The sequence below is a fragment of the Actinomycetota bacterium genome (assembly GCA_030682655.1).
Taxonomy (GTDB): Bacteria; Actinomycetota; Coriobacteriia; order Anaerosomatales; family JAUXNU01; genus JAUXNU01.
This window is the reverse complement of sequence record JAUXNU010000064.1, coordinates 26,570-40,454: the sequence shown is the minus strand read 5'-3', so window position 1 is coordinate 40,454 and position 13,885 is coordinate 26,570. Positions and strand designations below refer to the sequence as shown.

Annotated in this window: 12 protein-coding genes; 3 read left to right on the top strand and 9 right to left on the bottom strand. The window is 63.2% G+C overall.

Features of this window, described 5'->3' with window-relative positions; genetic code table 11:
* Positions 1-23: 23 nt before the first annotated feature.
* Complete coding sequence (locus tag Q8K99_04050) at positions 24-1,013, bottom strand: ABC transporter substrate-binding protein (GenBank protein ID MDP2181724.1); 990 nt, start codon at positions 1,011-1,013, stop codon at positions 24-26.
* A gap of 211 nt (positions 1,014-1,224) precedes the next feature.
* On the opposite strand from Q8K99_04050, the gene mqnE reads away from it, so the two are divergent.
* On the top strand, positions 1,225-2,334 hold the full coding sequence (mqnE, locus tag Q8K99_04045; GenBank protein MDP2181723.1) for an aminofutalosine synthase MqnE: 1,110 nt from the start codon (positions 1,225-1,227) through the stop codon (positions 2,332-2,334).
* Between the two features lie 16 nt (positions 2,335-2,350).
* On the opposite strand, the gene Q8K99_04040 is transcribed toward mqnE, so the two are convergent.
* The 7 genes from Q8K99_04040 to Q8K99_04010 form a co-directional block, all read right to left on the bottom strand.
* The gene (locus tag Q8K99_04040; GenBank protein MDP2181722.1) at positions 2,351-2,593 is read right to left on the bottom strand and encodes an AbrB/MazE/SpoVT family DNA-binding domain-containing protein; all 243 of its coding nucleotides are present in this window, start codon (positions 2,591-2,593) and stop codon (positions 2,351-2,353) included.
* 83 nt (positions 2,594-2,676) lie between these two features.
* The gene (locus Q8K99_04035) at positions 2,677-3,390 is read right to left on the bottom strand and encodes a SprT family zinc-dependent metalloprotease (protein ID MDP2181721.1); all 714 of its coding nucleotides are present in this window, start codon (positions 3,388-3,390) and stop codon (positions 2,677-2,679) included.
* Positions 3,391-6,591, bottom strand: a complete 3,201-nt coding sequence (locus tag Q8K99_04030) for a type I restriction endonuclease subunit R (GenBank protein ID MDP2181720.1) — start codon at positions 6,589-6,591, stop codon at positions 3,391-3,393.
* Positions 6,588-7,781: a restriction endonuclease subunit S gene (locus tag Q8K99_04025; protein ID MDP2181719.1), complete on the bottom strand. Its 1,194-nt coding sequence runs from the start codon at positions 7,779-7,781 to the stop codon at positions 6,588-6,590. The genes Q8K99_04030 and Q8K99_04025 overlap by 4 nt, the downstream gene beginning before the upstream one ends.
* On the bottom strand, positions 7,774-8,622 hold the full coding sequence (dinD, locus tag Q8K99_04020) for a DNA damage-inducible protein D (GenBank protein MDP2181718.1): 849 nt from the start codon (positions 8,620-8,622) through the stop codon (positions 7,774-7,776). Before dinD ends, Q8K99_04025 begins: the two co-directional genes overlap by 8 nt.
* Positions 8,619-10,127 carry a type I restriction-modification system subunit M gene (locus Q8K99_04015; protein ID MDP2181717.1) on the bottom strand — a complete coding sequence of 503 codons (1,509 nt, stop codon included), beginning with the start codon at positions 10,125-10,127 and terminating at the stop codon, positions 8,619-8,621. Before Q8K99_04015 ends, dinD begins: the two co-directional genes overlap by 4 nt.
* On the bottom strand, positions 10,124-10,702 hold the full coding sequence (locus tag Q8K99_04010; protein ID MDP2181716.1) for a restriction endonuclease subunit S: 579 nt from the start codon (positions 10,700-10,702) through the stop codon (positions 10,124-10,126). Before Q8K99_04010 ends, Q8K99_04015 begins: the two co-directional genes overlap by 4 nt.
* A gap of 169 nt (positions 10,703-10,871) precedes the next feature.
* Here Q8K99_04010 and Q8K99_04005 point away from each other — a divergent pair, with 169 nt between their 5' ends.
* Together Q8K99_04005 and mqnC are read left to right on the top strand one after the other, a co-directional pair.
* On the top strand, positions 10,872-11,705 hold the full coding sequence (locus Q8K99_04005; protein MDP2181715.1) for a menaquinone biosynthesis protein: 834 nt from the start codon (positions 10,872-10,874) through the stop codon (positions 11,703-11,705).
* A 122-nt stretch (positions 11,706-11,827) separates the two neighbouring features.
* On the top strand, positions 11,828-12,928 hold the full coding sequence (gene mqnC / locus Q8K99_04000) for a cyclic dehypoxanthinyl futalosine synthase (protein ID MDP2181714.1): 1,101 nt from the start codon (positions 11,828-11,830) through the stop codon (positions 12,926-12,928).
* Positions 12,929-12,979: 51 nt separating this feature from the next.
* On the opposite strand, the gene Q8K99_03995 is transcribed toward mqnC, so the two are convergent.
* Positions 12,980-13,816 (bottom strand): cytochrome c3 family protein, encoded by an 837-nt coding sequence (locus tag Q8K99_03995; protein ID MDP2181713.1) that lies wholly within the window; start codon positions 13,814-13,816, stop codon positions 12,980-12,982.
* Positions 13,817-13,885: the final 69 nt, after the last annotated feature.

Genomic DNA, 13,885 nt, shown 5'->3' with positions numbered 1-13,885 from the left:
GAGCTACTATCTCTCGCTTCCTTCTACTTCAGGACGCCGACGGTCTTGAGCCACTCCGCGGCCACGACGGCGGCGTCCTTGCCTTCAACGGACACCTGGGCGTTGAGGCCCTGCAGCGTCTCGAGATCGAGCTCGCCAAACACGGGGTTGAGCAACGTCTCGATCTCCGGATACGTGTCGATGATCGCCTTGCGGAACGTCGGCGCCGGCTGGTAGATAGGCTGAACGCCGAGCGGATCACCGAGAACGACGAGATCCAGTGCCGCGATCGTGCCGTCTGTTCCGTACGCCATCGCCGCGTTGGCTCCGTCGGTGCCCTCGGCGGCCGCCTTCTCGGTGACCGCAGTGTCCCCGGTCGCAAGCGCCACCTTCTGGTCGGACTTGAGCTTGAAGCCGTAGGCCTTCTCGAAGCCCGGGAACGCGTCGGCGCGATCGAAGAACTCCTGCGATCCGACGATCTTCACCTTGCCGCCGTCGTTGATGTAGTCCGCCCAGTCCTCCAGCGTGGCGAGGTTGTCCGATTCGGCCAGCGCCTTGGGTACCGCCACCGCCCACGTGTTGTTCGCAGGCGCAGGCGTCAGCCACACGATCTCCGCGTTCTCGAGGTCGAGCTTCGAGGCCTCCGCGTAGGTGGCCTCAGCGTCCTTCAGGGTCTCAGGGTCAATCTCCTTGTCGGCGTAGAAGACCGTGAGCGCGTTGGCGGTGTACTCGGGATATGCGTCGATCTCACCGGCGAGCAGCGCCTTGCGCACGACATCCGTCGCACCGGTGCGCGTCTTGTCGGTCACGGTGAACCCATCGTTCTCAAGCACCTGAATGATGATCTGGCCAAGGATCGAGCCTTCGATGTCGATCTTCGAGCCGATGACGACCGGCCCTTTCGCTTCTTCGGCCCCGCCCGTGTCCGTCCCGGTGTCGGTCTTGGTCTCGCTCGAACATCCTGTCATCGCGACCGCGACCAGAACGGCAAGCGCGAGCACCGCGAGTATCCACCGCATGCTCCCCTTCTTCATGAACGTCCTCCTCCATACGAGCGAGGCACAACAGCTTCGCCGCGGCCAGGTTACCAAGTCTCTGTTGTTGGTAGTTCTACCCAATTGCACACGTAGTCCCGTCGCCCCCGCGCACGCGCATTGGAGTAGAATGGTGCCCGCTCAACCCCTGCGAATACCATCTCACACCGGTCTGACATCCTCGGCAAGCGCCGAACCAAGGAGCCGCCACGTGTCTGAGTTCCACCTCATCGATTCCGCCCTTGAGCCGATCGCTGAGCGCGTCGCCGCAGGTGAGCGACTCACGCGCGAGGACGGCATCGCACTGTACGCAAGCAACGACCTCATCGGCATCGCGCAGCTGGCCAACCACACGCGCCAGCGGATCAACGGCGACCGTGTCTACTTCATGGTCAACCGCCACATCAACCCGACCAACATCTGCCGCAACCGCTGCAAGTTCTGCGCGTTCGCACGCAGCGCGGGCGAGCCGGGCGCTTACGAGATGACGCTCGACTCGATCGTGGAGGCTGCCGTCGAGGGCGCCAACGACGGAGCCTACGAGGTCCACATCGTCTCCGGCCTGCACCCGGAGTGGAGCTACGAGTTCTACGTCGACATGGTGCGCCGGGTGCGCGAGGCGATCCCCAAGCACGTGATCGTGCAGGCGTTCACCGCCGTCGAGATCGAACACATGGCGATCATCGCCGACAAGCCGACGCTCGAAGTGCTGCGCGACCTGCAGGAGGCCGGCCTCGACGCGCTTCCCGGCGGCGGCGCCGAGATCTTCTCGGACCGCACGCGCGCGGCGGCGTGGGAGAAGAAGACCGTCAGTGACGTCTGGCTCCGCATCCACGGCGAGGCCCACTCACTCGGCATCAAGACGAACTGCACGATGCTCTACGGCCACATCGAGACGGCCGAGGAGAGAGTCGACCACTTCATCCGCCTGCGCGAGCAGCAGGACACAAGCGGCGGCTTCCTCGCATTCATCCCCCTCGCGTTCCACCCGGCCAACACCGAGCTCGCCGACCTGCCGGCAACGACCGGCTTCGACGACCTCAAGACGCTCGCCATCGCGCGCCTCATGCTCGACAACATTCCGCACATCAAGGCGTTCTGGATCATGGTCGGCCTGAAGGTCGCCCAGCTCTCGACCGTCTTCGGCGTCGACGACATCGACGGCACCGTCGTCGAGGAGAAGATAACGCACATGGCCGGGGCGACCACGCCTGAGGCGCTCACGAAGTCCGACCTCATCGCGATGATCCGCGAGACGGGGCACGTCGCGGTCGAGCGCGACACGCTCTACAACGTCGTCGAGATCTTCGCCGAGGAGTGACGAGGCGAGCGGGCCGCTACCACGCCTCCCGGCCCTCCGACGCACCCGTATCACTCTCGCCATGACAGTTCTCATCGGTGACGCCATCGAGCAGCGTGTCAAGGAGCACAGACCGCGACGACGCGGGCATGACCAGCAGACCTCCGCATACGAGGCGCAACTCGACATCCGAGTCGTCAGCAAGCCCCACCTGCTCGGCAAGGTGCGTGGGTATCCTCACAGCAACGCCGTTGCCACACCGCCGAACCTTGGCCCTCATGTCGACCTCCCAACCGTGGGTGTCCACAGCCGCTCAACCCGGCGGCGAAGTCCGGCGCACTCGCCGAAATCAGACCTCGGCCTCTAGGCCATGGTCATCTCCAGCCTGTGCTTGCGCCGTTCCCAATCCGGCAGCACTTGCTCCAGAAGCGCTCGAAACGCCGGTCCGTGATCCGCATGCTCCAGATGACACAGCTCGTGATTGATCACATAGTCGATGCACTCGGTAGGTGCCCGCACGAGATCCACGTTCAGTGTCAGAATCCCACTCGACGACATGCTCCCCCACCGCGAACGCAAGCGCCGAATCCGAAGCTGCGGCCTGTTCCGCGTCGCTCGCGTCTCGAAACGGCCCCAGCATGCATCGAATCGCTCAGACAGGCGTTCCTGCGCCTTCTCCGCATACCATCGGCGAAGCAGCATCTCGACCCTCTCAGGACTGACTTCCCCCCTGACCTCCACGACAAAGCGCCCGCCAACGAGCTTGACGCCATCCGTCTCCGCCGAGGAGACCTTGAGCCGATAGCGCCGTCCTAGATACAGATGCGATTCCCCGCTCACGAAGCGCCGCGGGGGAGTCCGAGGTGAGAACTGTTCGAAGTAGGCTTGTTGGGCGGCTATCCAGCGAGCACGCTTGGCAACGCGTTCGTGTATGTCGGCATACACCGAGCCGAGCGGCGCGGTGACCACCACTGATCCGTCCGGATGCACGGCGATCTCAAGCGTCTGGCGGTCAGCATGGAACACCTCGAAGCCCATGCGCCGCCCGCCGTAGGTGATGTCCCCGCGCGGCTCCATCTAGCGCGCCGCCCTGGTCTGTGCCACGCGCATGACACACTCGATCACCTCGTCATGAGCATCAGGATCGAGGTGGACACCCCGCTCATCTCCAACGACGTCGTACAGGTAGTCATCGATCTCGTTGCGAACACGATTCTGCGCGTCCATGTCGTCGCAGAACCGTACCTTCTCGTTGCGCGCGAAAATCTTGCGGATGGCCAGGGCCGCATCAGCGCCCACATCATCCAAATCCACCCCATCTTTGCCAGCAGTGTCGAGCACCCGGCGCACCACACCGAAGTACGCCATCGCAGCCTCGTCGTTCTCGATGGCGGTCGGCACGTCCTCGTGCTGGCCCACCACAACCTTGTGCCGAATATCAACGACTGTCGCCAGGTACTCAGTCTCGCTCAGTCGCCTGGCCAGAAAGTCATCGATAGCGCGCTGAATCATCTCCGAGAACCGCTCGTAGAGAGCCGGGTCCTCATCCATCCGCTCTGCGATGGCGCGCTTGGTCGCGTGCGCGATCGCATCCGCAAGTGCCGCCGGGCGCTTCCCTTCCGCCACACCACGCGCTTGCTTGAGCTCATCGAATTGAGCCTCGTCAAAGATGTTCACGGGCTCATTGAGCGTGATGACCTCGTCGGCATGAATGTGCGTGTCGAGCAGCTTCTTGATGCGCGGCTCGTACTGGCGGTAGTCCACTGATTCCGCGAAGCGGAACCGCACGGCCTGTCTGAGCTTCTCAAACCGCCTGAGGTCGGCCTTGTATGCCCACACCTTGTCCGGATCGGTCTCCACGACGAACGATTCCGAGGAGAGCGCGACGGCCAGAGTCCGCGCGTACGCCGAGAGACGTTCGTAGAAGTCATCACGGGTCGCTCTGTCCGCAAGGAAGATCTCGTAGGCTTCCTCGTCGTAGGCATTGCGCACCGTCTTGAACAGACCGAGCAGGTCGGCGTGCCTCTGTGGAAGCTTGGATATCTCGGCATTGACCGAGGCAATCGTGCCCGTGAGGTCAGCCTCATCGAAGCCGTCGAGCGCATCGTACATCGCGAGTGCCTGGTCGAGCTCTCCGAGCGCACCCTCGTAGTCGACGACGTAGCCAAATTCCTTGCCCTCGAAGACCCGGTTCACGCGTGCGATGGCCTGAAGCAACGTGTGCTCCCGCAGACTGCGGCACAGATAGAGCACGGTGTTTCGCGGCGCGTCGAATCCGGTGAGCAACTTGTGAACGACGATGAGAAGCTCGGGATCGTCCGAGTTCTTGAACTGATCGATGACGCGCTCGTTGTAGGTGGCCTCGTCGCCATACTTGGCCATCATCGAGTTCCAGAAGCGGATCACCTCGTCGGTCGGCTCCTCTGCGGGATCGGACCAGCCCTCGCGCGTGTCAGGACCCGAGATGACCACTTGGCTCGTGACCTGACCCAACTCATCGAGATAGCGCTTGTAGGAAAGGGCGTCGGCCTTCGTTGGCGCCACCAGCTGAGCCTTGAAGCCGGTACCCTGCCAGTTCGCACAGAAGTGCTCGCTGATGTCGAAGGCACGCATGTAGATCACCCGATCGGCCCGCGAGAGCATGTTTGCACGCGCGTACTTCTTCTTGAGGTCCGCGACCTGCTCTTCGGCCAGATCCTGGGTGTATCGCTCGAACCACGTGTCGATCGCGCGCTGATCCTGCCCCATCACCACATGTCGGCCCTCATAGAGCAGGGGCACCACAGCCTGATCCTCGACCGCCTGCCTCATCGAGTACGACGGATCGATGAGTCCGCCGAACTTGAGGAAGTTGTTCTTCTCCTTCTTCATGAGTGGCGTGCCCGTGAACCCCAGATAGCAGCCCCGCGGGAACATCTGCCGCATCTTGGCAGCATGACTGCCAAATTGCGTGCGGTGGCTCTCGTCTACCAACACGAACACATCGGGCGAGTCGTTCACGTACCGGTTGCTCTCAAGCGCGCCCACAAACTTGTGGACGAGCGTGGTGATGATCGCGGCGTCTGTCTCCGAGACGAGCTTGAGCAAGTTGCGACCGGATGTAGCCCGCCGAGGAGTGAGCCCACACGCGGCGAACGTGTTCTTCAGCTGCTTGTCGAGGTCGTCACGATCTGTCACGAGAACGATTCGTGGATTGGCGATCTCGGAATCGAGTGCAAGGTTGCGCGCGAGCATCACCATCGTGAGCGACTTGCCGGAGCCTTGTGTTTGCCAGATCATGCCGCCGCTTCGCGCGCCACTTTCATCGAACCGCTTCACGCGAGCCAGCGTCGACTTGACCACGAAGTACTGCTGATAGCGCGCAATGCGCTTCTCGCCACCCTCGAACAGTGTGAAGCGATACGCCAGCTCAAGCAGGCGTTCGGGTCGACACAGGTGGTAGAGCGCCTCGTCTTGCACCGTGACTTCACGCTGCCCCGCCGCCTCAAGTTCCTCGAAGTGCCGCCGAGCTGATGCAAACTCACCCGAGAACAGAGCGTCGATCTGTTCCGGGTTCAGCGGGGCGTGCACGATTTCGGCCACTGTGTCCGTGTCGTCGTCCTCTTCCCGCCACAGACCCCAAAACGATGCCGATGAGCCTACGGTCGCGTATCTCGCTTCGTTCTTGTTCACAGCGAGCAGAAGCTGCGCGAACGCGAAGAGCTGCGGGATGTACTCGAGATTCTGGTTCCGTATCTGCTGCGAGATCGCCTGTGCAAGATCGGTCGATGGCGACTTGCACTCGATGACCGCGAGCGGGATGCCGTTGACAAAGAGCACGATGTCCGGGCGCGCGGTGTCCGGGGTGCGCGTGCGCTCGACGGCGAACTCCGCAGAGACGTGGTAGACGTTGTTGCCTGGGTTCTCCCAGTCGATGTAGCGAAGGTTGAAGCTGCGGGAGTCGCCCTCGATCGTCTGTTCGAGCGTGGTGCCCAACGTGAGGAGGTCGTAGACAGCCTCGTTGATACGTTGCAGTCCGTCGAACTTCACGCTCTTGAGGCGCTGAATTGCAGACTGCACGTTCTCCTCGCTGAAGAGATAGTCACCGCCCTTGTAGGCAATGCGGTTGAGGCTCTTGATCTGCTCGCGCAGAACGTCTTCGAGAATCACGTTGCCGAGGCGACCGCCGCGCAGGGCGAGCGCCTGCTCGGGCGACAGGCACTCGTAGCCGAGCGACATCAGGAGCTGGAGCGCCGGAATCTGGGAGAGATGCTCCTCATTGAAGGCGAAGGGGGTCATGACGCCCGCCCGCCCCCTCCGGAGAATAGCGTCTGCATCAACGCATCACGCTGTCTCTTGTACTCAGAAACCAGCTGTCTCAGCAGCTCTACCTCCTGCTGACCAACCCTGAGGGCGCGTGCGACCTCGGCCTGCCTTTCGATGTCAGGCAGACTGACCTCGACTCGGGAGATGTCGCGACCGTAGAGATGGACAACCGAATGGCCTTGGGCAAGTCGAACGATGTCCTTGCGGTTCACATGCGTGAGGGTATACGCCAAGTACTCCGCATCGTACTCACAGGGATTCTTCGGTCGCAGAATGTTGATGTCGCCACCTAGAAGCACACCGTCCTGCAGCAGCGCAGTCGCGTTGGCCAGATCCTCGGCCGTCTCGGAAGAACTCGGGATGAGAACGTCTCCGCGTTCTGAGCGTGTTCCTTCAAGGAGGTTGGTCCGACTGCGAATCTCAGTGACGACCTCGCCGTACACCGTGTGGAGCTCTCCATACAGGATGCACGCGTGAGTACCGGCGGGGTCCAACGCGTCCTTCGAGAGACCCACGCCTTTCGAGATGGTGCATATCTCACCCAGGCGTACCTGGAGTCCTCCGCCGTCTCCCGCGGTGGCGCGCGCCAACCCAACGATTCCTGTGCGTTTGGCCTTGATGAGCCGCTCGGTCTTCTCAATGGCCATATCCCATGTTGAGAGGATGTTGGCGATGCGATGCTGTTCGGCGAGGGAAGGTAGAGGCACTTCGAGTGTCTCGACGGCACGCCTGTTGATCTTGACCATGCTGCCGCTAGTGCCCGCGGCGGCCCGTTGCAGATGGTGCCGAGCCATGGGTGATCGCAAGTAGGCCTCGAGGTAGTCGAGATCGACGCGGCTCGCGTCCACCCTGAAGCGCATCATCAAGTCCGGATAGGAGCAGGCCGCCACTTGATCGCGCCACAGCGCCACAAGTCCGACCTTGCCACGGGTGTTTGAGCGGCTGACTAGAAAGTCACCTACTCTCAGCTCGGTGCGGGCGACCGAGGGGTCGTCGGGCGGAGCGGGCTTGATTCCGGAGACAATGATTCCGTTCTCACCAAGTGCCCCCAGACCAAGGACCCAGCGCCCTGTTGGAATGTCACCACAGACCGGCGAGTATCCATTGCGAATCGGTTCACTGAGAAGTTCCCCAAGCCTCACCGTCGGCCAGTCCCTATTCATCGTCGCCCTCCAGCGACTTCCGCTCGCGCTCGAGTTCCTTGACGCTGCGGTCGGGAGTGGGCAGATCCTCCGGCATCTCGCCGCCAATGTCAGCGATCGTTTGTCTCACCCGCTTGCCTACCTCGAAATGCGTCTCGTTCGCTTCGGCCTTGTCCGTGACTTCGTCCCGGCGAAGCTTCTCCCCGGCCTGCGTCGCGCGGAAGAGATTCGCGGCTAGCTCGGTGCTCCCCATGTGGTCGAGAATGGTCTCGCGCTTCTTGAGCCCTTTGCGACTGTGAATGTCGCGAGCACCAAGCCCTCCATACAGACCGCGGTATCCGTGGTCCTGGAAGATGGCGAAGTCCCTGGGCGTCTCGACGCCCGCTCGCTGCGCGGTCTCGACAAGCTGCTTGTTGTGCTCGCGAACCTCGTCACGCAAGAAGACGCGCTTCTGGTCCTCGGTCAGCTCGCGGAATCGCTCATCATCGGCGAGTTCGGTCCGCCTCGTCTGGATTGCGAAGTATGTCTGCCCGTTGGCGATGACCGGCTTGGTGGGATCGCCATTCTGGACGATGAGATAGCACGCGTAGCGCGAGAGCTTGAAGTCCTCGATCTCACGTGTGGCACCCGCGCCAAGCTCGACCATTTTTCCCACATGGGAAAAATGCTCTTGAACAGGCATTTCCGAGCGTTCGGCGGCGGAAATCGCCTTCTCGACCACACACTTGAACTTGTCCCACGTGCCGTACTCCAGCACCGGCTGCAGTTCGCGCGCGAACCAGTACTCGACGCCGGCCTCGTCTACATGCTTCAGCGACTCGAACGTCACGTGGTGCGTGCGCTCGACTTCCTCGGCACTCATGAGAGCATCTCCTTGATGATTGCCTTCATCTTGCCGCGGACCTCGGCAAGCTCACCTTCCAGCTCCTCGATCTCCGTCTGCACCGCCACGATATCGATCGGCTCGGGCTCCTCGTACGTGTCAACGTAGCGAGGGATATTTAGGTTGAAGTCGTTCTCAACGATCTCCTCGGCAGTAGCCACGTAGGCATACTTGTCCACACCACTGCGCGAGCGGTACGTGTCGATGACACGCGTGATGTGCTCGGGGGCGAGGGTGTTGCGACTCTTGCCCGGAATGAATTCCTTGCTCGCATCGATGAAGACAACATCCGTGCACTGCTCTCGCGAGCCACCCTTCTCGCGGGCGCGATCGAACACGAGGATGGCGACTGGGATGCCGGTCGTGGGAAACAGGTTGCCGGGTAGCCCTATCACCGCGTCGAGCAGGTTCTCCTCGATCATGTGCTGACGAATGCGCTTCTCGGCCTGCCCTCGAAAGAGCACGCCGTGCGGTACCACGACCGCCACGCGACCCTCACGCTCACGGGCAACCTCGACCATGTGCGTGATGAACGCCCAGTCGCCCTTGCTCTTGGGCGGAATCCCCCGCCAGAAGCGGTTGTAGCGGTCGCCACCAGCTTCCTCGGCACCCCACTTGTCCAACGAGAACGGCGGGTTGGCCACAACGACGTCGAAGCGCATGAGACGGTCGTCTTCCACGAGCGTTGGGCTCGCGAGCGTGTTGCACCAGTCAATGCGGGCGCTGTCGAAACCATGCAGGAACATGTTCATACGGGCGAGCGCCCATGTTGAGCCGTTGACCTCCATGCCGCAGAGCGCGAAGTCTCTGCCGCCAACCTCCCTCGCCGCCTCGATGAGGAGACCACCTGAACCGCACGTCGGGTCGCATATCTCGTTTCCTGGCTTGGGCGCTGCCAGCTTGGCCACAAGTTGGGAGACCGCGTGCGGCGTGTAGAACTCACCGGCCTTCTTGCCCGCGTCGGTGGCGAATCGTTCAATCAGATAGATGTAGGTGTTTCCTATGACGTCCTCAGACACACGGCTCGGACTCATGTCGAGTTCGGGCTTGTGGAAGTCCTCGAGCAGCATCTTGAGCCGACGGTTCCGGTCTCTCGTCTTGCCGAGGTTCGCCTCGCTGTTGAAGTCGATGTTGCGGAACACACCGTCGAGCTTGAGCTTGTTCGTGTCCTCGATCGCGTCGAGCGCGATATTGATGATCTCACCGATGTTGTCGGCAGTTCGCTGCTTGTAGAGGTCGTAGTAGCTCGCGCCTTCTGGCAGGACAAAGCGCTCGCGTTCGAGTTTGCGGCAGATGCGCGTGTCGTCCTCCCCGTACTGTTTCCGGTACCCCTCGTAGTGTTCGAGCCATGCGTCGGACACGTACTTGAGGAACAACATGACCAGGATGTAGTCCTTGTACTGTGCTGGGTCGACGGCGCCACGGAACGTGTCACATGCGGCCCACGCGGCGTCATTCACGTCTTTCTGGCGGATCTTGGTCATCGAGCGCCTCCCTCGGCGAACTGCATCATCACGGCTGAAAGCAACTGGCCTGTACGAATCTCAAGCTCGGACTGCAAAGAGTGCTCGCGCTCGGCAAGATCGGCCAACTGGACGACGATGTGCTGTCGCTCGAACGGTGGCACATCGATCTCGAGCGCCTCCAGCACGGCTCGACGAATCATCTTGATGTTCGTGCCCTCCGCGCTTCGAGTGAGCGTCGCCTCAACTTTGGGCTGGTTGAGATACCAGGCAAGATACTCGGGCATCACGTGGCCATTCGCCACACGACAACGCAACAGCGGGGCCGCGATGATTGCGGGCCTGGGCGTCGCGGGCACGACTGCCGCTCGGATGGAATCTCCCCGCGTGGTGATCACAATGTCGCCGGGCTCGACAAACTCGGCGCCAAGTCCCTCGGCCGGCTCGATATGCGCAAGATCGTCTACGGCGACGAACCCGCTATCAGGGACGTCGCTCGCCTGGATGACGGCGATTGTGCCGTCGGGAACCCGCTCGATTCGGGAACGAAACGAGTAGCCCGCTTTGATGTGGACGATCTCGCCAAGCGTCGGCATCAACATCCTCCAAACAGTAGCTCACCTCCTGCGCATTGTACGTCACACACATCGTGGACGCAAGGTGCAAAATACAGTAGGTTCTCTCCTGCATGATGAAGCATGCTCCTGGGAGTTCTAGTAGAATCTTGCGCGCGGGTCCACTGCCGTCCGTTCACGAGGAGCCATGATGCCACGGCCTAAACTCGGACATATCCAATTCCTTAACTGCCTTCCGCTCTACTACGGCCTCGTAAAGAACGACGTGCTCCTCGACGTCGATCTCGTGAAGGCCAACCCCGCCGACCTCGCAACCGCGCTCCTCGACGGCGAGCTCGACATCGCACCGATTCCGAGCATCGAATACGCGCGCCACGCCGACGACTTCGTGCTGCTCCCCGACATCGCGATCTCCTCCGACGGCGAAGTCCAGTCGATCCTCCTGCTCGCCAAGGAGCCCGTCGAAGGTCTCGACGGCCGCACGGTCGCCCTCACGAACGCCTCGCGCACCTCCCAGGTGCTCGCCCGGATCCTGCTCGCGAAGCACTGGAGTGTGTTCCCGGACTACGTCGAGATGCCGTCGGACCTCGCCGGAATGATGCGCGAGGCCGACGCCGCGCTGCTGATCGGCGATGACGCCTTGCGCGCCTACTGGCAGCCGTCCGACCTGCTGAGATACGACCTCGGCGCCGTCTGGACCGAGTGGACCGGCCTGCCGATGGTCTACGCCGTGTGGGCGGTGCGCCGCACCTTTGCCGAGGAGAACCCCGACGCCGTCCGCGGCGTTGCCGACGCGCTCAACGGCTCGCTCGCCTACTGCCGCGCCAACCTCGACGCGATCTCCGAATACGCCGCGCGCTGGGAGTCGTTCCCGGTCGCGTACTTCCGCAGCTACTTCGACGCGCTCGTCTTCCGCTTCGAACCGCAGTACCGCGAGGGGCTGGCGCGCTACCTCTCCGAGGCGGCCGCAATCGACCAGCTCGACGACGTGCCGACCGTCCGCATCTTCGGGGAGGACGCGTGAGCTTGCAGGCGTCAGTGCCGGCAGGGGATGCCGGCTCGAGCAGTCCTCGCTTCGGCGCTGACGCGCCTTCGCTGCGGAACTCGCCGTCGACCCCTACCGACCCCGCCGCCGCAACCGCCAGCGTGCTTGCGTTCGCTGCCGCGCTCGGCGAGCACCGGCTGACCGAGGACGAGGCGCTGCTGCTTCTCTCCTCGGCCGACATGCTCGATCTCGCGGCCGCGGCAAGCGCGATGCGCGACCGGCTGCACCCCGAGCGCGAGGTCACCTTCATCGTCGACCGCAACATCAACTACACGAACATGTGCGTGAGCGGCTGCACGTTCTGCGCGTTCTATCGCGACGCGGACTCGCCCGAGGCCTACGTGCTCGAACCCGACGAGCTCTACGCCAAGGTCCAGGAGACGCTCGACCTCGAAGGTACCGCCATCCTGCTCCAGGGCGGCATGCATCCCGGCCTGCCTCTCCAGTGGTACGAAGAGATGCTCCGCGAGCTGAAGGCCCGCTATCCGATCCACGTGCACGGCTTCGGTCCGCCGGAGGTCTGGCACCTCTCGCGACTCTCCGCCCTGCCCCCGCGCGACGTGCTGGCGCGGCTGCGCGACGCCGGCCTCGACTCGCTGCCGGGCGGCGGCGCCGAGATCCTCGTCGACCGCGTGCGGGGTCACGTCTCGCCGCGCAAGGCGACGTCCGACCAGTGGCTCGACGTGATGCGCGATGCGCACCAACTCGACATCTCCACGACCGCGACGATGATGTTCGGCCACCTCGAGACGCGTCCCGAACGCATAGAGCACATGCGCCGCGTGCGCGAGGTGCAGGACGAGGCGGTCGCAGGCGGGCACGTCGGCTTCCGCGCCTTCATCCCCTGGTCGTTCCAGCCCGGCAACACCGAGCTGGCCGAGGACGAAGCCGCCGCGGCCGGCGTCCCACTTGCCGCTGCAAGCGGCTGGGACTACCTGCGCACGCTCGCCGTCTCGCGCCTCTACCTCGACAGCATCGAGAACATCCAGGCAAGCTGGGTCACCCAGGGCGCGAAGATCGGCCAAGTGGCGCTCACGTTCGGCGCCAACGACATGGGCTCGACGATGATCGAGGAGAACGTTGTCGCGGCCGCCGGCACGCACTTCATGCTCGCGCGCGACGAACTCGTGCGACTGATCAGCGACGCCGGCTTCCGGCCGATGCAGCGCGACACGCTCTACCGGCCGGTTCGGGGGTTCTAAGTAAGCGGCGCACGGTCGGATGCGGTGCAGTCGCAGCGCCGTGGACGCCCCCTACTCCACCAGCTTCAGCGCCGGATCGAAGTTCAGCTTCGGCACCTCGCCGTGGCAGCGCACACAGAAGTCCGCCGCATGACACGCCTCGCAGTTGCGTCGCTGCTCGACGGCCGCGCCGTGCTTGCTGCGCCATTTCGCAACATGCGACACCGGGCGCCGTGAGTGGCACTCGACACACCAGTCCTCGGTCCAGGCATGGCAGCTCGCACAGTCGAGTTCCGCCTGCTTGTCCGGGTGCACGATGAGCCAGTCCGCCTTCCGATGGTTCGCCGGAACCGACTTCTGCGTGTGGCACGTCGAGCACGCGTCCTTGGCCTGATCCCCGTCGTGGCACTCCAGGCACAGGAGCATCCGAGGCGTGTGCTTGCCTTCCGGGCTCAGCTCGTGCACGAGGAACTCGTGGCACTTCACGCAGCGCACCTTGAGGATATCGACGTGCGCCTTGTGCGGGATGTTGAGGTCGCCCGACGGAGAGACGGTCCGCAGGTCGATGTGGCACCTCTCGCACGCCGCGTTGGCTGGCGTGCCGAGGATCTTCGGCTCCCTGGAGCGAAGCACCCTCGAGATGTAGAACTCGCCGAGCATCGTGGCGCCGAACTCCGTCTGAGCCACGAGCCCGGGCGAGACATGGCAGCTCTGGCACGGCACCTTCGCGTGCACCGATTCGGTCCACGTCCGGTACTGGGCCTGTGTGTTCGCGTAGCGCTGGAAGAAGACGGGTCGCGAGCTCAGGTAGCCGGGGATGAGGACGAGCACCGTGATCGCAAGGGCAGCGACGCCCCGGAACATGAGCGATCGGCGACGCTCAGGGCTCATATGCGCCAGGTCGCGCATACGATCCGAGAGCGTCCTCCTCGGCTTCCGCCGTGGTCTGTTGTGCGCTTCCGACACCGTTCCTCCTTG